The sequence below is a fragment of the Rhizobium sp. TH2 genome (assembly GCF_024707525.1).
Lineage (GTDB): Bacteria > Pseudomonadota > Alphaproteobacteria > Rhizobiales > Rhizobiaceae > Rhizobium_E.
In genome coordinates this window covers 747,630-768,216 of the sequence record NZ_CP062231.1, presented here as the reverse complement: position 1 = coordinate 768,216, position 20,587 = coordinate 747,630, and the positions used below count along the sequence as shown (strand labels likewise).

Below are 20,587 nucleotides of genomic sequence, written 5' to 3'. Positions count from 1 at the left end.
ACCTATGCAATAGCCAGAGATGAAGAGGCGACCGACATGTCCGTCGGTCGCGCCGCCCGTTCAGTGGCTGATGGATCTCGTCAAAATGTCTACACTTCTATGCCGAGAGCGCTTCACCTGCCGTCGAGCTTTCATTGAAGAACAGGGCCTGGCTGATCAGAGCTTTCAGCATGTCCGGATTATAAGGTTTGGTCACGAGGAATGTCGGCTCCGCGCGTTCGCCTGTCAGCAACCGTTCGGGGAATGCCGTGATGAAGATGACGGGGATGCTGGCGATCTTGAGGATATCGTTGATCGCGTCGATGCCCGAACTGCCGTCGGCGAGCTGGATATCGGCGAGGATCATCCCCGGCGATGTCTTCTTGTAGAGTTCGACGGCCTCCTTGTGGGTGCGGGCGATCCCGGTGACGGTATGGCCGAGATCCTTGACGATCTGCTCGATATCGAGCGCGATCAGGGGCTCGTCCTCGATGATCAGGATATCGGTCGCGATCTGGCGCGAGATTTCCTTGGCGGCATCGTCGAGCAGATCGGCGGTTTCCTCTGGCGTGACCGAGAGAATCTCCGCCGTTTCGGCGAGCGTGAAGCCCTCCACCGAGACCAGCAGGAAGGCGTGGCGCGCCATCGTCGGCACAGCCGAAAGATTGGCCATGGCCTTCTTCTCCCAGGCATAGTGCGAGGAGACAGCGGGCACGTCCACCGTCGATGACTTGAGGATCGTCACCAGGAGCTTGTAAAGCGCTGCGCGATCCGACGAAGCTGCGGGAAAGATGGAAATATCGGCGATGAGCGCTTCCAGCGTCGCAACGACATAAGCGTCGCCCGATGTTTGCGATCCAGTCACGGCGCGTGAATAGCGCCGCAGGAACGGAAGATGGGCTGCGACCCGTGCGGTCAATGACATTGATGAATTCTCCCCTGCTTACACGTACAGTAAAAGTTAACCTGCTTACTAACGAGCGGACCCGATTAAGGTTCCAGCTTCGTCAAATTTTTCCGGCTTTTATTTGCTCCCTCGACAGGGAACATGAAAAGGCCCGCGGGTCAATTTCCCGCGGGCCAAATGGATCAAAGCGTGTTGGCGCCCTTGCCTTCCTCGACGGCCGGCGTCTCGCCGAGCTTGTCGAGCAGCATTTCGACATCGCGCAGCTTCGAATTCAGGCCGTCGTCATCGACGGTCGGGCCTTCCGACGCCATGCGCTGTTCTGCGCGCGCGTCATCGCGAATCTTCATCAGCTTCTTGATTCTGTCGTGATGGGTCAGATTCGGATCGTTCATGATTTCCCTGACTTCAGGGCTCTGGATCTTGTCGAGCATGTTGGCCTCCTTGAGCCTCTTGATGGTTTTACAAAAACTTCAGAGACTTCCGCCCGAGAGCGGAAGGGCCTTGCTTCAGCGCCGGTCACGCTGTCCGGCGCGGGATACGACATAAGCCAGCACGGCGACCGCGACGAGGGACCCAACCGGGCTTGCCCGGATCATCATGGGGACCATGGTCGCCATCGCGGCGGCCGAGCCGGCATTGACGGCGCTTCTCGCATAGATCGCCCGGCGCCGCTCAAGTCTGCGGCCGCGAACCTTCAGCCAGACCACGATGGCGAGCGCTATGACCAGCGTCGCAATCGCAATCGAGAGCGCGGCTATAACCGGGCTGAACTCCGCTGCAATTGCCAGCCCGAGCGCGTACATGAACGCCACATAGGCCGACAGAAGCAGGAGCGCCACGATCGCGTAGGCGATCAGCGTCAGGACCAGTTGCTGGCCTGAAGCCCGTATGCGTCCGGTAAGTGCGGCGACGAGTTCGGCCATGATCAGCGGCGGCTCATGAGCGCGAACAGGAAGCCGATGCCAGCCGCGATACCGACCGACCGGAGCGGATGGGCGCGCACATGCTCCTCGAAGGTTTCCTCGAGCGATACGGCCTCCGAACGGGCCGAGTCGAACGCCTTGAGCGACGCGGAAACCGCATCCGCTGCCAGCCGTTCCATGCCGGCGCGATAGTCCTCGACCTTCTGCCCGCCAAGCGCCGAGAGCGTCTTGGTGATCGATGCGATCTCGCTCTTCAGGTCGTCGAGACGCTGTTCCAGTTCGAGTTGCGACAAGGTTTCGTTGGCGCTGGCTTTTGCATCATTTGCGGCTTTCGAAAGTGCCATGATCGTTCTCCTGATTGGTTAGTGGGTCGCATGGGCGGCGATCAGAGCCAGCCCACGATGTAGAGGAAAAATATGATCGGCACGGGAATGCCTATCAGCCATAGTAGAATCGGCTTCATGCTTCATCGTCACTCCAGACTTCTCAATTCCATTGCGGCAGAGCCGCCGGCGGTGTCGCAGTAACGCGGTGCCGGACGCATTGTTCCGTCGAAGACAATCAGCCGGGGTTTGCTTGGAAGTAAGAAGGAGAGAAGCGTTTCGGGGGGACGGAATAACGCTTCTCTCCTTCTGGGGGCGCCACCTGCGGGCGGGGAGCGGTGACGCCGGAGGGGCGAACCTGTCAGGGGAAGCAGGTTCGCGATACAAAAACAGATTGCGCAGACAAAAGTTCCGGGGGTTCCAAAAGAAATTTGAGACTTCCTGGAGTCGCGATTTTGGGGAACTCTTTACGCGCGGCGCCGTTGTCAAACCGAGCGAAAATTCCGCTCTTTGTTTCAACCTCATGAAAGGAACACGAGATGAATTGGAACCAGGTAGAAGGCAATTGGGAGCAGTTCAAGGGTTCGGTCCAGAAGAACTGGGGCAAGCTCACCGGCGACGACATCGACGTCATCCAGGGCAATCGCAAGGAGCTCGCCGGCAAGCTCCAGGAGCGCTACGGCACCGCGCAGGAAGACGCCGAGCGCGACATCGATACCTGGCTGAGCCGCCACTGATCAATTTTCTCAAATACCGCGAGGCGGGGCCATTTGGCCCCGCTTTTATTTGTCCTTTTCGTAATAAAATCGCGCATGGAAAACCCGCCGGCATGCGGCGGGTTTGATCTCTGGAGTAACAGTCTTGATCTTAGGTGCGCCGGCCGGCCCGCATCAACAGCGAAACGACCATTAGGGCGAGGAAGACGAAGAACAGAATTTGTGCGATGCTCGCCGAGGCACCTGCAATTCCAGTGAAGCCCAGAACGCCTGCGATGATCGCAACAACAAGAAATAGAAGTGCATAGTAGAGCATCGGTCTTCTCCTGCGGTTGACTGTGCATATAATCGATTGATGCGGCATTTTGTTCCGGCGAAGGCTGAAAACGAAGCTGAAGAATTATTTTCAAGGCCATGGAACATATGCCACATTGGCACGTTTTTGGCGTCAGCGGTAAAAACGTTGCAACGTGAGTAGAAAAGTTGATGAAAGACAACCATATCAGGGGCAAACGCTCCGCGGATATATCCGGCGCCTATGCCGAAATCCCGAAGCGCTTGAGGGAATATTACGATTCGCTCCAGGAAGAGGCCATACCCGACCGCTTCCTTGATCTTCTCGAAAAGCTTGACCTGGCCGAGCGGGCGGCAAAAAGAAACGATGCGGTCGAGGAGTTCAAATGACGGATGTCTCGCCCGACGCAATCGAGCGCGATTTCAAGCGATCCATGCTCGCATGCCTGCCCAGCCTCCGCGCATTTGCGGTCTCGCTCTCCAAGCGCCACGACTATGCCGACGACCTCGTGCAGGACACGATCATGAAGGCCTGGGCCAAGAAGGAATCCTTCGAACACGGCACCAACATGAAGGCGTGGCTCTTCACGATCCTGCGCAATGAATTCTACAGCCAGGCCCGGAAAAGCGGTCGCGAGATCCAGGATTCGGACGGCTACTTCACCGAACAGCTATCCAACAATCCGAGCCAGCACGGCATCCTCGATCTGAACGACTTCAAGGCGGCGCTCGAAAAACTACCGGATGACCAGCGTGAAGCGATCATTCTGGTCGGCGCGTCAGGCTTTGCCTACGAGGAAGCTGCGGTCATCTGCGGCTGCGCGGTCGGCACGATCAAGAGCCGCGTCAACCGCGCGCGGACACGGCTCGCCGAAATGCTGAAGATTACCGGTGATGCCGACTTCGGCCCCGATTCGCATTCGCTCGCCGTGACCAGCAAGACCTTTGCCCGCAACAGCTGACGGCAGATGAAGCCGAGAATATGGGCGCCGCGCTTTAAGAGCGCGGCGTTTCGGTTTTGGTGCTCATGCTCAGTTGAGTGAAATCTGCACTTCGGCGCGGGTTCCGCGTTCGCGCTGGATATAGTTGATCCCGGTGCCGACTGTCTTGGCCATGGAGGCGACGATACGCGAACCGAGGCCGGTTCCAGATGACGTATCCGCCTCGGTAAAGCCGATCCCATCGTCCTCGACCGCGAGGGTCGCCGTGTCGTTGTCGTGCTTTTCCAGGGTAACCCGTATCTCGCCGTCGGTTTCCTGCGGATAGGCATATTTGATTGCGTTGGTCAGCAACTCGGTCACGATCATGCCGACCGAGACTGCGCGATCCGAAGACAGATCGACGCGGTCAAGGCGGCTGATGATGCGCGATTTGCGCCTGCCCTTTTCCAGCGAATCCGCCAGTTCCGAGACCAGCGTCGAGAGATAACGGTTCATCTCGACGATGCGAACATCATCGGAGGTATAGAGGCTGCGATGCATGCCGGCGATCGCCGATATCCGCGCCTGCGTTTCGGACAGGGCCGCTTTGACGGCGGCGTCCGGGCTGGACGAAGCCTGCATGCGGATCAGCGCCGCAACCAGCGCCAGACTGTTTGCCACGCGATGATTGACTTCGGTGAGGAGTATCTCGGCGCGTTCCTTGGCCTCGATGATTTCCTGTTCGGCCCGTCGCTTTGCGGCGCGCAGTTCGGCATTGTCGAGCGCCTGCTTGACCGCACTGATCAGAAGCGCCCAGAAATCCTCGCCGACGGTCTTGATCACGTAGTCTTCGGCACCAGCCTTCAGTGCCTCGATCGCCACCGTCGCCTCGCTAGAGCCGGTCACATAGACGACAGGCACTTCGATGGCGCGCTCGCGCATTGCCTGCAGGAAGGCGAGCCCGGTCGTGCCCTCAAGATAATGGTCGAGAATGATGACGGAGATGCCGCCTTCCCCAAGTTTCGCCAGGCCGGCGTCGTGGTCCGGCGCATGCACCACTTCGCAGCCCATGCGGGAAAAGGTCTTGTTCGCGAGGCGGACAAGACCGTCGTCATCGTCGATGTAAAGAATCTTTGTGATTGTGGCGTTCAAGGTATCTGCATCACCGAGAAGAAGAGGCCCAGTTGGCGGATTGCGTTGGCGAAGCCCTCATAATCGACAGGCTTGGTGATGTAGACATTGGCACCGAGATCATAACAGCGCTGGATCTCGCGCTCGTCATCGGTCGTCGTCAGGATAATGACCGGCAACCGCTTGGTATGGATATTGGATTTCACCTTTTCGAGAATATCGATTCCCGACATGTCGGGCAGGTTGAGATCAAGCAGGATGAGGAGATAGCGGTTCTTGCTTTCCTCGCCCGAAAGATCGGCGCCGAGAATATATTTCAGCGCACTTGTGCCGTCGGTGAATGGAATAATCTCATTGTGGACGCCGGCGCGACGGACGTTCTTCTCGATGAGGCGCGCATGGCCTTCATCGTCCTCGACCATCACGATCGTTACTTCGCGGCCTGCCGCTTTCATTGGCCCGTACTCCTGACAAACTGGCTCAAATCGTGGGGTAGGCGTATCATGAAGGTCGTGCCTTTTCCAAGCTCGGATTTGACCTTGATCTCGCCTCCCATGTTGCGGACCAGGGAGCGGACATGAGCCAGACCGATGCCCTCCCCTGACTTGTCCTGGGAGCCCGACCGGCGGAAAAGCTCGAAGACGCGCTCGTGGTCCTCGGGTGCGATTCCGCGCCCGTTATCGCTGATATCGATACCGATCTTGAAGCGATTGATCGCGAATGCCTTGACCGACAGTTCCAGCGGGCGGGACGGCTCGCGATACTTCACGGCGTTGTCGAACAGGTTGCCAATAACCTGCTCGATCGAGAACCTGTCAGAGATCAAATCCTTGACGTTGACCGAGATTTCGAGCGCACCATCCGCCTCGTCGATCTGGTGCTGGACGGCCTCGCCGCTGGTCCGCACCACAGCGCCAAGATCGACCGGCTCCGGCTGAAGCTGACGTCGGCCATCGCGCGAAATCTTGAGGATGGCGTTGATCAGACCATCCATCTTGCGCGTCGAGGAGCGGATGAAGCCTATCGCCTCCGGCAGGTCTTCCTCGACCGCCAGACGCGCCTGATTGCGGACATCGTCGCTGACATTGCCCTGGTCGCCATCTTCGGTCTTGAAATAGCTGCGGATGGCATTCAGTGCGCCGTCGAGCTCCGCCGTGAAGCCCATGATATTGACCAGCGGCGCCCTGAGATCGTGAGTGACGATATAGGCATAGCGCTGGATTTCCTGGTTGGCCTGCATCAGGTCCTCGGTTCGTTCATGGACGCGGCCTTCCAGGCTGGAGTTCATCTCGCCGAGTTCCGCCTGCGCATTCTGGATCTCCTTGACATAACGCGAGATAATCAGAACGACGCCGATGAGAAGCGATGCGATGGAGATCGCTCCGCAGATCGTCACCACGCGCAGGATGCCGGCCATTCGGACCTGGGCGGCGACCTGATCGGCTATACGTGCGTCACCAGCATCAATGACACCCTGCAACACCGATTCGATCTCCGACATCTGGGTCCGCCCGAGGCCGCTCCTGACGACATCCATCGCCTCGTCGCGACGGCCGCTCTCGGAAAGTTCGATGGTCTGCTGGAGTTCGGATACCTTGCTCGTCACCAGTTTCTGGAACTGTGGCAGATCGACCTTGATGAAGGGATTGCTGCTGATCGCTTCCTCGAAAATAAGTTCCTTGCTGATCATGTCGGCCGATGCCTGCCGGTAGGAATCGATGAACGTCATGTCCGAAGTGAGCAGGTAGCCGCGCTGGCTGGTTTCGGCTTTCTGGACGGTCAGGAGCAGATCGGCGGCAGTGCTTCGCACCCGGCGCGAGGTGATCGCGCCTTCGGCGTAACTCTGCGTCTGATAGACGAGATAGAGGGTAGAGCCGATGATCGCGATCAGCAGCAGCGCACCCGCTGCGAGCGCTATGACGGTCGACCTGATGAAGTTCGTCTTTGACGTGGTCATTTACAGCGTCTAGCCCCTCATGCCGCCTTGCGCGGCGCCGGTGCGGCGCCGAAGCGGAACAGATCAAAATCCTTGTCCCGATGCCCCGACAGTTTCGCTGATATGATTTCCGAAGCGATCTGGCTGAAGGTAATGCCGTTTCCGCCATAGCCCATCACGGTGAACACGTGTCTCATGCCAGGCACTTCGTCGATAATCGGCAGTCCAGTCGGGGTTACTCCAAAAGCACCGGCCCAGGCAAATTCAATCTCGCCGATTTGGCATCCCAGCAAGGTGCTGACCTTGCGCGCGATCGTCTTCTGCTTGGCCTTCAGCTTGCGTTGGTCCTCATGGGCTCTCGGATCATCCTCGTCCTCGCCACCCGCGACGATCCGCCCGTCCGATGTGGTGCGCATATAGAGATACGGATCGGCAGCCTCCCAGACCAGACAATCATCCAGCCATTCGGGCCGTGGCGCGTTCGCGCGCGTGGCGATCGCCCAGGTGGAGATGATCGAATGGTCGGCTCTCGCAACGCTGTCGAGGAATTCATAGCCGGTACAGAACACAGCATTGCCGCAGCGCAGTGTCTCACCCGAGGAGAGCACCAACTCGACTTCGCCGCTCTTGCTGGAAATGTCCATTACTTCAGGGCCGCATACCAGTTCCGCTCCGCCTCTCACCGCTTGACGTAAAAACTCGGCAGTCATCTGGGCCGGATTGGCGGAGGCGGAACAGTCGGTGAGGATGGCGCCTGTGCGGTCGATGCCGTAACCCGATCGAAGTGCTGCCGCATCGATGAATTGCGCATCGAAGCCAGCGCCGTTGCGCAGGCCAGCCTCATCCCGCAAAGCACGCCAGCCCATCTCGTCGCCCGAGAGAAACAGCGCGCGCTTTCGCGCGAAGCCGCAACCGATATTCAGATATTCAATCTTCGACGCCAGCTTTTCGACGGCATCCATGGAGCGAGCCCAGACCCGCTTCGCCTTCGCCTTGCCAATCCTTTGCTGAAGTTTGCCAAGCGGCACATCGATCTCGTGCTGGATCATCGCCGTGCTTGCAAGACTGGATCCGCCGACCGGCTTGCGCCTGTCGATGACGAGCAGCGACCGCGTACCGTCCGCCAGCGCATGCGCCATCAGCGCGCCGCTGATTCCGGTGCCCACTATGACGACATCGTAATATTGTTTCAGCGGGACGGCATGCGAACGCACCCCGATTCGAGGCGTCAGCGACCACAAGGGCGTGTCTGTGTGAAGATCGCGCTTCTTTGTGACTGACATCTACGGAAAGTGATCCCCTGACCGGATTGGCCCGATGGCCTCATGCGCTTCAAAACGCGTGACTGTTCAATCGGTTCCCGGAAAAACGCGCGGGGCTCCATAAAGTGCGCCCAATATTAGTATATAATTTTTATAGACAATAAGCCAATTTCGTGAGACTGCTAGGAACGCACGCGGCCTAGCCAATTCCCTTGAAGGGAAACGCATGGCGCAGTTTGGAAAATTATGTCTATACATAGAACAAGAATTGAAGCATGAATATGGGCCAGGATTTCCGCGCTGGACGCGGCTCTCGGAGGGACGCAATGAACTCGGACGTCGCGGTTTTGGGCGCAGGTTTCTCCGCCACGGCCATGGTCATCAACCTGCTCGAGAACCTGCCACCGGCCAAGACCATCTCGCTTGTCGGAAATCGGTCCAAATACGGTCTCGGCGTCGCCTATTCCACAAAGGAAGAGAACCACCGCCTCAACGTGCCCGCCGGCCGGATGAGCCTCTATGCCGACCGGCCCGACCATCTCGTCGAATGGCTGGCCGCGAGCGGCCATGGATTCGGCAAGGAAGATTTCGTGCCGCGCCAGCTTTTTGGCCGCTACGTCCAGCAAACACTCGCCACCAGCCTGCAACAGAAGGACAATTGGGCGCGCGTGACATTCGCCGATGCCGAGGCGATCAATTGCGAGCAGCTGGAGGCTGACTGTCAGGTGTTCAGCCTGTCGAACGGTGAGCAGGTACAGGCCGCGCATACAGTCTTCTGTCTTGGCGGCACGCCTTCGGGCCTGCCGATCGCCCAGAGTGCCATCGATCCGTTGGCCCGGTCGCATATCACCATCAATGCCTGGGCGGACGACTGGCTCGAGGAGATCGATCCCGATGCGACGATCTTTCTGCTTGGCTCGGGGCTCACCACCGTCGATCAGGTCGTCTCGCTCAAGAAGCAGGGCCACCGGGGCAAGATCCACATCCTCTCCCGTCATGGCCTGCTGCCACAGGTGCATGTCGTGCCGCGCAGCGATCCGGCCGAGCCCGCCTTCGAGCCCGGCAGCAGGACGCTGTCCGAAATGCTCCAGCTGCTTCGCCGCCAGGCACGCAACGTGCATGACTGGCGCATGGTCATCGATGCGCTCCGGCCGATGACGCAGTCGGTATGGCAGGAACTCGACGCCACGGAGCGCGCGCGCTTCTTCCGTCACGCCAATGCCTGGTGGAGCGTTCACCGCCATCGCATGGCGCCCGAGATCGCCGATGTCGTCCACACGATGCGGCACGAGGGCCAGGTATCGATCCATTCGGGCTGGCTGCAGGAAATCCATAAAAGCGACGACCATGTGGTCGCCACCTACCTGGACCGGCACTCCCACGAGATGCGGGACATTCATTTCGACCGCATCGTCAATTGTACCGGCATGGAGAAGTGTTCGATCTCCAAGGTGCCGCTGCTCAAGAAGATGGCGGCAAACGGGCTGATCGCCGCCGATGCGCAAGGCCTGGGACTTGCCGTGAGCGCCAAGTCCGAACTCCTTTCTCCGGAAGGCACGCCCCGCTCGAACGTCTATGCCATGGGTCCGATGACCGTCGGGCAGTTCTTCGAGATCTTCGCCGTGCCGGATATCCGTGTGCAGGCGAAGAAGATTGCCGGCAAGATCGCCCTGGCGGCGTGAAACGTCATTCTTTCCTGCCGCGAATGGCGAAAAATGGTTCCGATAGTCACAAAAAATTCTTCTAATGTTCGAAAAAATTTCCAATCTAAACAAATTTATAATTGACAATTTTTATAGACTATATCATCTTGTCCCCGTCAAGCATCGTGAACTCGATTCCAAGGCGGCTTAGTCATGCAGAAACAGGTTGTCGAATATGCCGGCGTTCCGGTCGGTATCCTTGTCCCCTTTGCCGATTCGCTCAAATTCATGGCGGTAAAATTCAGCGTCATGGGCCTCGACGGGCGCTCTTTCCGCTCGATGCATGACGCCCAGAGCGCAATCGGGGCCCATTTCCGCCGATCGCCTTCACTTTTTTCGTGAAAAGCGCTGAATTTCGTCACGTCTTTACCCATATTATCAATCAATTCGAGTGACTCTCTTCTTTAGCGGCCCGAACCGGAGTAAGAGAGTTGTGAAATCGGGCGGAATCTGGGTAAATTATGCTTACGAATAAAGGAAAGTACGGCCTCAAGGCGTTGATCGCCTTGGCCAGCCTCGCACCGGGCGAGACCGCATTCAGCAACGAAATCGCGACCGCCCACAATATCCCGAAGAAGTTCCTCGACACTATTCTGCTCGAACTGCGCAATGCGGGTATCGTGCGCTCGAAGAAGGGTCCGATGGGCGGCTATTCGTTGTCGCGTCCCGCCTCCGAGATCCGCATCGGCCATGCCATCCGAGTCATCGACGGTCCCCTGGCGCCCATTCGCTGCGCCAGCCGCACGGCGCTCGAGCTCTGTGACGACTGCCGCGATCCGAAGACCTGTCTTGTGCGCAAATCGATGACCGAGGTCCGCGACGCGGTCGCCGAAATCCTCGACAACATGACGCTGGAGCGCCTGGTTTCGGGCCAATATGCCGCCTCATCCGCCGGACTCATCCTTGAGGAAGCGGCTTCGTAGGGCCAATATCGCGTTATATTTCAACGTCTTGAATGCGCCGTCGAAACCTTGCCGGCGCATTTTTCATTTTTTCCGACATTCCATATTGATTTTATAGACTTTGGGTGCATTAATGGCGTTGTTAACGATTCCGGTTTCCTGGAGGGACTTCAGATGTTGATGATGAACGGATTCGCCATGGGCTTCTTCTTTCCCAAGCAGGCGCAGATGCCCCCCGTGCCGCTGACGGAAAAGCCTAGGAAGACCGAATACAAGATCACGGTCATGGAACCTGCCAAGGAGCGCGAGGCAGAGGAACCCGCGATTTTCGCGCTTCACGCCCACCGTTTCTTCTGACCCATTCAAATTCCAGTTTGCGACGGCGTCGCCGTCGCCCCTGGCCCACTCTGACTTCCGCCCCGTTGGCGCCCGGACCCCAGTGGTCCGGATTTTTTTGTCCACATGGACGATTTGGAACAGCTTTTCCGCATTCCATCGAAATTTGGAAATCCTAATCTCTACATACTTGATAGAGTAAGTAATATGCACTATCAAACGAGGCTGGACGGACGCCCCGTGGTCCGCGTCTGGAGCTCAGGCGCTTCGGCTAAGTTGGAACGAGCGCCGACCGCAGATAGTGAAGGAAGACAGATGAAGATTCATTCCGCGACATCCGCCGCCACCGGCAATCGCAATCAGGTTCTCTTCGCTCGGCCCCGCAAGGAAAATGTCCTGCTTGCCGCAGGCGTCGCGCTCGCGTTCATCTTCGTCACCGCCTGCATCTTCACGCTCGGCTGAGCACGGTATCGCCCATTTTCATATGAGCTTGACGATCGTCAACTCCCCCGAAATCCGTGAAATCTCGGGAAATTCTGTCGGGTTAAGAGCTATTTAAGCGATCTATATCACATTTGCGCAAACGTGTTGTGAGTGTGAGTTTGAAGCCGCATCAAGAGAAGATTTCGCCTGCCGGCATTTCGGGCGGGCGCGCGTTCCTGGCGGAGCTGATCGATAGCGCCCCGGGCGGCCTTGCATTGATCTCCGCTGACTGCGGCATCCTCTACTGCAACCAGGCCTGCGCTGCCTTTCTTCGCGATTCCCGCTCGCTTGCCGAACTGGTTCATCCGGACGACCGTCACACGCTCGAATTCAGTATCAACCGGCTCCGGCTTGCACCGCAAAATGCACAGGCGATCGAGATTCGCCTGTTGCGCGCCGATTGCAGCGATGTCTGGATGCTGGCGCAGATCTCGACCGCGAGTCTCACCGTCCACGGCGATGCCGCCGAGATCCTCGTCCAGCTCACCGATATCGACCGCCAGAAGCGGACCGAAGCCGAGATGCAAAGCTGGGCACAGCGCTGGAACCATGCGCTGGTCGGCTCCATCCTCGGCGTCTGGGACCACAATTTCGCGACAGGCCAGTTCTACTATTCCGAGACCTGGAAAACGATGCGCGGCTTCGCACCGGATGCCATCATCGCCGCCGACATGGAGACATGGATCGAGAGCGTCCATCCCGACGACCGTGAGATGGTTCTGGAGGAAATCCGCAAGCAGGGCGAAGGCGGCGATTTCAAGCAAATCTTCGAATATCGCGAACGGCATAGCGCTGGCCATTACATCTGGATCGAGTGCCGCGGCGCCTGCATCGACTGGTTCGAGGATGGCAGGCCCGCCCGCATCGTCGGCACCGACACCGATGTCAGCGCCCGCAAGGCGACCGAAGAGGCGCTGCTGCAGCTTTCCCGCAAGCTGGACCTCGCGCTCGAGGTCTCGCGGATCGGCGTCTTCGAGGTCGATGTCGAAAAGAGCACCAGCCTCTGGGACGAGCGCCTGCAGGAGATATATGGCATAAAGGGTCAGCCATTGCTGCAAAACGCCGACGACTGGCAGGAGATGATCCATCCCGATGACCGGGAGCGGGCCGTTGCCAAGGTCGAGGCGTATGCGGGCAAGGGCGGCACGGCCTTCGAGAATGCGTTCAGAATCATACGCGGCGACGGGAGCATCCGCCACATCCGGGCGCGTGTCGCGCCATTCAACCTCGACAGCGGCGATACGCGTATCATTGGCGCCAACTGGGATGCCACCCAGGACGTGACGATTCAGCAGGAACTCGCCGAAGCCAATCGCCTGGCCGAAGCGCGCAACCATGAGCTCGAAGTAACCAAGGCCGAGATCGAACATAACGCGCTGCACGATTTCCTGACCGCATTGCCGAACCGCCGCTATCTCGACGAGACGCTGAGCCAGCGCGCCGCCGACTGCCTCGCCAACGGTTCGGGCATGGCTGTGATCCATCTCGATCTCGATCGCTTCAAGCAGATCAACGATACGCTCGGCCATCTCGCCGGCGACCACATGCTGATCCACACGGCAAAAGTTCTCAATGAGAACATGGGACCGGGTGATTTCGTGGCGCGTATCGGCGGCGATGAATTCGTGATCCTGTCGCGCTATGACGGCTCCGAGGACAAGCTCGGCAAGCTCGCGAGCCGCATCATCAAGCGGCTCTGCGATCCAGTGAGTTTCGAGAACCACGTCTGCCGCATCGGCGCTTCGATCGGTATCGCTTATGCGGGCGGCGGCGCGATCGACGCCAAGCAACTGCTGCTGAACGCCGACATCGCCCTCTATCGCGCGAAGACCCAGGGCCGCAACCGCTTCGAATTCTTCTCGGTCGCCATCCAGAACGACGTGATCAATACCAAGCGCGTGTCTGACGACATCCTGTCCGGCCTCGAGCGCGGCGAGTTCGTGCCGTACTACCAGCTCCAGTTCCATGCGCAGAGCCTCGACATTTCAGGCGCCGAGACGCTGGCGCGCTGGAACCATCCGACCAACGGCCTGCTGGCGCCGGATAGGTTCCTCCAAGTGGCCGAGGACCTCGACGTGGTATCGGCCATCGATGGCATCATCCTCGAACGCGCGCTCAAGGATTACGCCGCCTGGCAGGCATCCGGCATTTCGATCCCGAAGATTTCGGTCAACGTTTCGTCCCGCCGCCTGAATGACCCGGCGCTCAGTCGCAAGCTCAAGAGCCTGAAGATCGTACCGGGCACCGTCTCGTTTGAGCTGCTGGAATCGATCTTCCTCGACGATTGCGACGAAGCGGTGAACGACAATCTTCGGGCCATCCGAAAGCTCGGGATCGGCATCGAGATCGATGACTTCGGCACCGGCCATGCCTCGATTGTCAGCCTTTTGAAGATCGGCCCCGGTACCCTGAAGATCGATCGCGCGTTGATCAAGCCAATCACGGAGACCACGGAACAGCGCAAGCTGGTCGGCTCGATCATCGAGATCGGCAAGTCGCTCGGCATCAGGGTCGTGGCGGAAGGCGTGGAGACGCGCGAACATATCCGCATCCTGCAGGATCTCGGCTGCGACCTGCTGCAGGGTTATGCCCTCGCCCGCCCGCTGGACTTCGAAGCCGTCACAAAATTGGCCCGCCAGCAGAGCTGGCGGACCTGATTTTTCACGTGGCCGTGGAACAACTGGCGATCAATCGCCGTAGCCGACGATGCTCTTGATTTCCAGGAAGTCGTGGATGCCAAAATCGGCATATTCGCGTCCATTGCCCGACTGCTTGTAGCCGCCGAAGGACGAGAACGTATCCCAATCAGGGTAGTTCAAGTTCACCGTGCCGGCGCGCATCTTCGCGGCGACCTTGCGTGCATGGTCCTTGTTTTCCGATTGGATGTAGGCGGCGAGGCCGTAGACCGAGTCGTTGGCGATCTCGACGGCATGATCCTCGTTGTCGTAGGAAATGACCGAGAGGACCGGTCCGAAGATTTCTTCGCGTGCCACGGTCATTTCAGGCGTCACGTGACCGAACACGGTCGGGCGGATGTAATAGCCGCGGTTCAGGCCGTCCGGACGGCCGACACCGCCGGCGACGACGGTCGCACCTTCATCAATGCCGGTCTGGATCAGACGCTGGATCTTGTCGAACTGAAGCTGGCTGATAACCGGACCGAGATCGGTGCCTTCGGCCTTCGGATCGCCGGTCTTGAAGCCTTCGGCGGCCTTTTTGGCAATGCCGAGCGCTTCATCGTGGCGGCCCTTCGGCACCAGCATGCGAGTCGGCGCGTCGCACGACTGGCCTGTGTTGCCGAAGCAGCCTTCGACGCCCTTGGCGACGGCGGTGGCGAAATCGGCATCTTCGAGAATGATGTTGGCCGACTTGCCGCCGAGTTCCTGCGCCACGCGCTTGACCGTATCGGCCGCCGTCTTGGCGACGATGATGCCGGCGCGGGTCGAGCCGGTGAAGGATACCATGTCGACATCGGGATGGCCGGCCATGACCTGGCCAACGTCCGGGCCGTTGCCATTGACCATGTTGTAGACGCCCTTCGGCACGCCGGCGGCATCCATGATCTCGGACCAGACCACGCCGGAGATCGGGGCGATTTCAGAGGGCTTCAGCACCACGGTGCAGCCTGCGGCGAGCGCGGGCGCTACTTTGCAGACGATCTGGTTGAGCGGCCAGTTCCACGGCGTGATCAGCGCGCAGACGCCGATCGGTTCCTTGACCACCATGGTTGCGCCGCGCTTCTCGCTGAATTCGTAGTTTTCGAGTGCAGCGATGGTCGATTCCATATGCGCGCGACCGGCCCAGGCCTGTGCGTCGCGGGCAAACCCGATCGGCGCGCCCATTTCATCGGACACGGCCTGCGCGATATCCTCGAAGCGTTCGTTATAGATTTCGAGGATGCGCTTGAGCAGCGCCACGCGATCGGCATGCGACACGAGCGAGAAAGTCTTGAAGGCGCGCTTGGCAGCCGCCACGGCCTTATCGACATCGGCCTTGGTGCCGACGGAAATCTGGGTATAGGCCTCTTCGGTCGCCGGATTGATCACGTCGAGCTTGGCCGGCACGACGGGATCGACCCATGCGCCATCGATGTAGAATTTCAGGTGGTTGCTCATTTCAGTCTCCCGTTCTTATGTTTGATGCTCTTCTATCAGGCCGGCAAAAGCGGGCAAGAGGCGCCGGAGCGCAAGCCGATATTTAAAATTATGCCCTGCCTGCATTCGCGACCCTCGCCTTGGCGCGGCAAATCCACGACAATTTTCGTCTCCGCGCCGGCGCGCGCATGCACGCGCAGCGCCTTGCCGTGGAATACGACGCTCGAAACCTCGGCCGCAAATGAATCCGGCGTGCCATCCGGGACAATGATGAAGTCCTCGGGCCGGATGCCGACGGTGGTCGCGGCGCCAGCCTCCATCGCAGGATGATCCTCCGCCGCGATGCCGAAGCGCAGGCCATCGCTTTCGAAGCGCAGGGCGTTCCATTCACGCCCGAGAAAGCGCGCCGGCAGAAGGTTCATCGTGCCGATGAAGCCGGCGACGAATTTGGTCGCCGGCCGGTCATAGAGCTCGGCCGGCGTTGCCGCCTGCTCGATCCGGCCCTTATGCATTACGACGATGCGATCGGAGATCGACAGCGCCTCGGTCTGATCGTGGGTGACCATGACGAAGGTCGTGCCGAGGCGGGCCTGCAGGCTTTTGAGTTCCATCTGCATCTGCTCGCGCAGATGCGCGTCAAGCGCCGAAAGCGGTTCGTCCAGCAGCAGCACGCGCGGCTCGCAGACGATGGCGCGGGCGAGCGCCACACGCTGCCGCTGGCCGCCCGAGAGTTCCAGCACTCGCGCACCGATCTTGTCGGCCAAGCCCACGAGGTCGAGCGCATCTGCAACCCGCTTCTTCCGTTCGCCGGCTGGCAGCTTGCGGAGCGACAGGCCGAAATCGACATTTTCGGCGACATTCATATGCGGAAACAGCGCGTAGTCCTGGAAGACGGTGTTGACCGGCCGGTCATAGGGTCGCAATCCGGTAATGTCCTGGCCATCGAGCCTGAGCGTGCCTGAAGTCGGCGCTTCAAAACCCGCAATCACCCTGAGCGTCGTGGTCTTGCCGCAGCCGGAAGGGCCGAGCAGACTGAGGAACTCGCCCTGCGCGATATCGAGATCGATGGAATCGAGCCCGATGACGCCGCCGGGAAAGGTCTTGCGGACCGCCGACAGCTCAAGCAATGCGTCAGGCATTATCACGCACCTCGGAGGGCTTGGTCGTGTTGATCCAGATGATCTCGCACGCCACGCTGCCATTGTTGCGAAATGCATGGAGCAGCGTGCTCTTGAAAGCGAAACTATCGCCCTGTTTCAGATTGTAGGTGGTGCCGTCGATCACCAGTTCGATCTCACCTGCCGTCACATAGCCGAATTCGTGACCGACATGGGCATAGGCCTCGGCCGTGCCGCCATTCGGCTCCACGGTGACGATCATGCCGGTGAGCGTGGCGCCCGGCGGCGACAGCAGCCACTTGGCAATGCCTTCGGAATGAACGGGCAACGTTCGCCGCATGCCCGATCGTACGCAATAGAGATCGTTGGACGGCTCACCGCCGTCGCCGATCAAGGCGCTCGGTTCGACGCCCAGCGCGGCAGCGAGCGGCCAGATGACACGCACGCGCAAGGACGATATCCCGCGTTCGATCTGGCTGAGCGCACCGATAGAGATGCCCGCCTTGCTACCGAGATCGGCAAGCGAGAGGTTGCGTTCCAGCCGGAGCGCCCTCACCCGCCGGCCGACCAGTATATCCGCGTCGTTCGCGTCGCGCACAGGCTTTTCGATCATCTCTTCCAATTCATCGCCCATGCCGTCCTGAATCCCACGTCAAGTATCGATTGCCGGGCGACGCGCGCCGCCCGGTTTGAAACGAGCTTAGCCGCCCGCCTTCACCTTTTCAAACATCTTGGCCATGTCGTCGTTCTGCTTCATCGGGCCGGTAAAGATCGTCGTCTTCAGCACGGCTTCCGGGTCGGCGGGAAGCTGGATGGCGTCGAGCGTTTCCTTCGGCACGGCTGCGAATGCTGTGCTGGTCGATGAGCCGTAGCCATAGGCCTCGATCAGGTACTTGCCGGAGTCGGTTTCAAGCCGCGAGTTGATGAAGTCATAGGCCGCATCGACATTGGTCGAATCCTTGAGAATGACGAAGCCGCAGGTCCAGGTCAGCATGCCTTCCTTCGGCTTCATGAACTCGACCTTGACGCCCTGCTTCTTCAGCGCATTGGCGGACGCATTCCAGGTCATGGCTGCGACCAGTTCGCCTGAGGACAGCGACTGTTCCACCGAGGTCATGTCCGTCGTATAGGCGGTCACGAGCGGGCGCTGTTCGCGCAGCTTCGCGGCGACCTTGTCGATATCGCCTTCCTTCATGTCGAAGGGGTTCACGCCAACCAACAGAGCTGCCACGATCGGCGTGTCGTGAACCGCATCGATGGTCGCCATGCGGCCGGCATATTTCTTGTCCCACAGCAGGTTCCAGCTCTGCTCGGGATTCTCCACCAGATCCGTACGGTAGAGGATCGAGGTATTGCCCCAGTCCCACGGCACGAACCACACCTTGCCATCTCCCGCCTGAATGTCAGGCAGATTGCGGAAGACGGGGAAGATGCTGTCCCAGTTCTTGATCCGCTTGGTGTCGATCGGCTGCAGCAGGCCTTCCTTGTTCCAGCGCGCCACCTTGTCGTAGCAGGGGTGGGCGATATCAGGGCGGAAGCCCGCCTTGACCTTGGTGAAGGCATCGTCGTCATCACCGAACATCGAGAATTCGATGCCGTCGGGATTTTTCGCAAGGAATGTCTTGTTGAATTCCGGCAGTTCATAGCCGGACCAAGTGAAATACTTAAGCTTGCCGTCGGCGAGTGCCGCACCGGCGGAAACCGCCAGCGCAAGCGCCGCGACCGTGGCCTTCTTGAGAAGGCTTGTCCTGTTGATGTGCTTTGTCATGTTCATTCTCCTCTCTGTCGGTTCTTGTTATGGATTTTAGTCATGCTGCGGCTGGCTTGATGCGGGCGCCAGCGAGCCCGCGGTTACGCAGGAGTTCGGCCGCCGTCGCGATGACGATCGACACGACGAGGATGACGGTACCGAGCGCCATCACCACCGGCAGCGACTTCGGAAAGCGAAGCTGCGTCCAGATATAGAGCGGCAGCGTCGGTTCGGTGCCGGCGAGGAAGAAGGCGATGATGAACTCGTCGAAGCTGATCAGGAAGGCCAGCATGAAGGCCGAGCCGATCGCCGGCAGGCTGAGCGGCAGCATGATGCGCCAGAACACCAGCCACTCCCTGGCACCAAGATCCTCCGCCGCTTCCGGAATGCTTTTCGGGATCGAGGCGAAACGGCCGCGCATGACTACGACAGTGGTCGGCAAGCCGGCAAGAACGTGTCCGGCGACAATTGCCGTACGCGATGGCCCAAGGCCGATCAGGTTGACGAAGATCAGCAGCGCAATGCCGACGATGACGCCAGGAATCAGGATCGGCAGCCGCGCGATGCCGGAAATGATGCCCGCCAGCCGCGAAGTGCAGTGGGTATCCATATAGGCGATGGTGGTGCCGCAGAGCGTGGCGATCGAGGCCGCGACGAGGCCAATCGTTAGGCTGGTCATGACCGCACCGGTCAAGGCGTCATTGCCGGCGAGCTGCTGATACCACGCGGTTGTGAAGCCTTTCAGCGGGAAGGCCGCCTGGATGGAATCGTTGAAGGAGAAGATCGGGATCAGCGCAACGGGCAGATAGAGAAAGACCAGATAGGCCAGCACATAGACGCCAAGCCAACCGCCGCCGCCGCCGTGATTTGCGCGCGCGCTCATGTGCGGCTCCCGAACTTGCGGTCGGCAAAGCGGACAATCAGCAGCATGGCGAGGATCAACAGCATGACCGAGACGGAAAGCGCCGCGCCGAAGGGCCAGTCATTGGCCTTGCCGAACTGGGCCTGGATCATCGAGCCGATCATGGTGCTGGCCGGTCCGCCGACCATGGCGGGCGTCACATAATCGCCGACAGTGGGCACGAAGACGACCAGCGCGCCGGCCAGTACGCCGGGCATCGACATTGGCAGGATCACCTTCCGGAAGGTGTACGCCGGGCGGGCGCCGAGGTCCGACGCGGCTTCGCGCAGCGATTTCGGGATCGTCTCCAGCGCCACATAGATCGGCAGGATGGCGAACGGCGCATAGGCGTGTGCCAGCGTGAGCACAACGGCGGCGGGCGTGTTGAGGAAAGCGAGCGACGGCTCCGAGAGAACGCCGGTGGCAAGCAGCGCGGAGTTCAGCACGCCATTATAGGCGAGCACGATCTTCCAGGCGAAGACCCTGAGCAGGTAGCTCGTCCAGAACGGCAACGTGACCAGGAAGAGCAGAAGCCCGCGATGGCGGCCGGCATGGAAGGCGAGATAATAGGCGACCGGATAGGCGGTGACGACGGTTGCCAGCGTCACCAATCCGGCGATGACGAGCGAGCGGATCGCGACGGTCACATAAAGCGGATCGGTCAGGACGATGACGAAATTGCCAAAGGTGAAACCCGCGCCAGTCAGCGAGCCGTCGTTGACGCGAAAGCCGAGGAACAGGACAAGCCCAAGCGCGAAGAGAATCAGCACGAAGGTCACCAGCGCGCCCGGTGCCAGCATCGCAACGCGGAAGTTGCGAGACGAACCCGATGTGAGTGGCGGCGCGGCAGGAACGATAGTGTTCATCGATCCGCTTTCTAGTTCGTGAAATTTCCTACATCATTTTCAT

The 20,587-nt window shown here is 59.6% G+C and carries 24 protein-coding genes; 9 read left to right on the top strand and 15 right to left on the bottom strand.

From position 1 onward, the window contains the following. Nucleotides 1-97: 97 nt before the first annotated feature. From IHQ71_RS03865 to IHQ71_RS03850, 4 genes are all read right to left on the bottom strand, one after another. Nucleotides 98-904 carry a response regulator gene (locus IHQ71_RS03865; protein WP_258160649.1) on the bottom strand — a complete coding sequence of 269 codons (807 nt, stop codon included), beginning with the start codon at nt 902-904 and terminating at the stop codon, nt 98-100. Between the two features lie 164 nt (nt 905-1,068). Further along, nucleotides 1,069-1,317: a hypothetical protein gene (locus IHQ71_RS03860; RefSeq protein WP_258160648.1), complete on the bottom strand. Its 249-nt coding sequence runs from the start codon at nt 1,315-1,317 to the stop codon at nt 1,069-1,071. A gap of 75 nt (nt 1,318-1,392) precedes the next feature. After that, complete coding sequence (locus IHQ71_RS03855; RefSeq protein ID WP_258160647.1) at nt 1,393-1,809, bottom strand: hypothetical protein; 417 nt, start codon at nt 1,807-1,809, stop codon at nt 1,393-1,395. A gap of 2 nt (nt 1,810-1,811) precedes the next feature. Continuing rightward, nucleotides 1,812-2,153, bottom strand: a complete 342-nt coding sequence (locus tag IHQ71_RS03850) for a YqjD family protein (RefSeq protein WP_258160646.1) — start codon at nt 2,151-2,153, stop codon at nt 1,812-1,814. Nucleotides 2,154-2,671: 518 nt separating this feature from the next. On the opposite strand from IHQ71_RS03850, the gene IHQ71_RS03845 reads away from it, so the two are divergent. Then, nucleotides 2,672-2,869 (top strand): CsbD family protein, encoded by a 198-nt coding sequence (locus tag IHQ71_RS03845; protein ID WP_258160645.1) that lies wholly within the window; start codon nt 2,672-2,674, stop codon nt 2,867-2,869. Nucleotides 2,870-2,999: 130 nt separating this feature from the next. Here the strand turns inward: IHQ71_RS03845 and IHQ71_RS03840 are convergent, their stop codons facing one another. Then, on the bottom strand, nt 3,000-3,164 hold the full coding sequence (locus IHQ71_RS03840; RefSeq protein ID WP_258160644.1) for a DUF1328 domain-containing protein: 165 nt from the start codon (nt 3,162-3,164) through the stop codon (nt 3,000-3,002). Between the two features lie 170 nt (nt 3,165-3,334). On the opposite strand from IHQ71_RS03840, the gene IHQ71_RS03835 reads away from it, so the two are divergent. Beyond that, entirely contained in the window at nt 3,335-3,532 is a 198-nt protein-coding gene (locus IHQ71_RS03835) for a NepR family anti-sigma factor (RefSeq protein WP_258160643.1), read from the top strand. After that, the gene (locus tag IHQ71_RS03830) at nt 3,529-4,104 is read left to right on the top strand and encodes an RNA polymerase sigma factor (RefSeq protein WP_258160642.1); all 576 of its coding nucleotides are present in this window, start codon (nt 3,529-3,531) and stop codon (nt 4,102-4,104) included. Before IHQ71_RS03835 ends, IHQ71_RS03830 begins: the two co-directional genes overlap by 4 nt. A gap of 69 nt (nt 4,105-4,173) precedes the next feature. On the opposite strand, the gene IHQ71_RS03825 is transcribed toward IHQ71_RS03830, so the two are convergent. Genes IHQ71_RS03825 through IHQ71_RS03810 form a run of 4 tightly spaced genes read right to left on the bottom strand, consistent with a single transcriptional unit; the run spans nt 4,174 to nt 8,412 of the window. Continuing rightward, complete coding sequence (locus IHQ71_RS03825) at nt 4,174-5,214, bottom strand: sensor histidine kinase (RefSeq protein ID WP_258160641.1); 1,041 nt, start codon at nt 5,212-5,214, stop codon at nt 4,174-4,176. Continuing rightward, the gene (locus IHQ71_RS03820) at nt 5,211-5,648 is read right to left on the bottom strand and encodes a response regulator (RefSeq protein ID WP_025556595.1); all 438 of its coding nucleotides are present in this window, start codon (nt 5,646-5,648) and stop codon (nt 5,211-5,213) included. The genes IHQ71_RS03825 and IHQ71_RS03820 overlap by 4 nt, the downstream gene beginning before the upstream one ends. Then, nucleotides 5,645-7,150, bottom strand: a complete 1,506-nt coding sequence (locus IHQ71_RS03815) for an ATP-binding protein (protein ID WP_258160640.1) — start codon at nt 7,148-7,150, stop codon at nt 5,645-5,647. Before IHQ71_RS03815 ends, IHQ71_RS03820 begins: the two co-directional genes overlap by 4 nt. Nucleotides 7,151-7,167: 17 nt before the next feature. Next, a complete protein-coding gene (locus tag IHQ71_RS03810) occupies nt 7,168-8,412 on the bottom strand; it encodes an FAD-binding oxidoreductase (protein WP_258160639.1) in 1,245 nt (414 codons plus the stop codon). 305 nt (nt 8,413-8,717) lie between these two features. Here IHQ71_RS03810 and IHQ71_RS03805 point away from each other — a divergent pair, with 305 nt between their 5' ends. From IHQ71_RS03805 to IHQ71_RS03780, 6 genes are all read left to right on the top strand, one after another. Next, nucleotides 8,718-10,073 (top strand): FAD/NAD(P)-binding protein, encoded by a 1,356-nt coding sequence (locus IHQ71_RS03805; protein WP_258160638.1) that lies wholly within the window; start codon nt 8,718-8,720, stop codon nt 10,071-10,073. Between the two features lie 174 nt (nt 10,074-10,247). After that, nucleotides 10,248-10,436, top strand: coding sequence for a hypothetical protein (locus tag IHQ71_RS03800; RefSeq protein ID WP_258160637.1), 189 nt, complete (start codon nt 10,248-10,250; stop codon nt 10,434-10,436). A gap of 119 nt (nt 10,437-10,555) precedes the next feature. Then, a complete protein-coding gene (locus IHQ71_RS03795; protein ID WP_258160636.1) occupies nt 10,556-11,017 on the top strand; it encodes an Rrf2 family transcriptional regulator in 462 nt (153 codons plus the stop codon). Nucleotides 11,018-11,170: 153 nt separating this feature from the next. Next, nucleotides 11,171-11,353 carry a hypothetical protein gene (locus IHQ71_RS03790; RefSeq protein ID WP_258160635.1) on the top strand — a complete coding sequence of 61 codons (183 nt, stop codon included), beginning with the start codon at nt 11,171-11,173 and terminating at the stop codon, nt 11,351-11,353. Between the two features lie 294 nt (nt 11,354-11,647). After that, nucleotides 11,648-11,794 carry a hypothetical protein gene (locus tag IHQ71_RS03785; RefSeq protein WP_258160634.1) on the top strand — a complete coding sequence of 49 codons (147 nt, stop codon included), beginning with the start codon at nt 11,648-11,650 and terminating at the stop codon, nt 11,792-11,794. A 140-nt stretch (nt 11,795-11,934) separates the two neighbouring features. Continuing rightward, nucleotides 11,935-14,472: a bifunctional diguanylate cyclase/phosphodiesterase gene (locus IHQ71_RS03780; protein WP_258160633.1), complete on the top strand. Its 2,538-nt coding sequence runs from the start codon at nt 11,935-11,937 to the stop codon at nt 14,470-14,472. Between the two features lie 30 nt (nt 14,473-14,502). Here the strand turns inward: IHQ71_RS03780 and IHQ71_RS03775 are convergent, their stop codons facing one another. The 6 genes from IHQ71_RS03775 to IHQ71_RS03750 form a co-directional block, all read right to left on the bottom strand. Then, entirely contained in the window at nt 14,503-15,930 is a 1,428-nt protein-coding gene (locus IHQ71_RS03775; protein WP_258160632.1) for an aldehyde dehydrogenase family protein, read from the bottom strand. 35 nt (nt 15,931-15,965) lie between these two features. Then, complete coding sequence (locus tag IHQ71_RS03770; protein ID WP_258162732.1) at nt 15,966-17,051, bottom strand: ABC transporter ATP-binding protein; 1,086 nt, start codon at nt 17,049-17,051, stop codon at nt 15,966-15,968. Then, nucleotides 17,041-17,661: a cupin domain-containing protein gene (locus IHQ71_RS03765; RefSeq protein ID WP_258160631.1), complete on the bottom strand. Its 621-nt coding sequence runs from the start codon at nt 17,659-17,661 to the stop codon at nt 17,041-17,043. The genes IHQ71_RS03770 and IHQ71_RS03765 overlap by 11 nt, the downstream gene beginning before the upstream one ends. Before the next feature lie 66 nt (nt 17,662-17,727). Continuing rightward, a complete protein-coding gene (locus tag IHQ71_RS03760; RefSeq protein ID WP_258160630.1) occupies nt 17,728-18,795 on the bottom strand; it encodes an ABC transporter substrate-binding protein in 1,068 nt (355 codons plus the stop codon). 40 nt (nt 18,796-18,835) lie between these two features. Next, entirely contained in the window at nt 18,836-19,660 is an 825-nt protein-coding gene (locus IHQ71_RS03755) for an ABC transporter permease (RefSeq protein WP_258160629.1), read from the bottom strand. Further along, a complete protein-coding gene (locus IHQ71_RS03750; RefSeq protein WP_258160628.1) occupies nt 19,657-20,544 on the bottom strand; it encodes an ABC transporter permease in 888 nt (295 codons plus the stop codon). The genes IHQ71_RS03755 and IHQ71_RS03750 overlap by 4 nt, the downstream gene beginning before the upstream one ends. Nucleotides 20,545-20,587 lie beyond the last annotated feature (43 nt).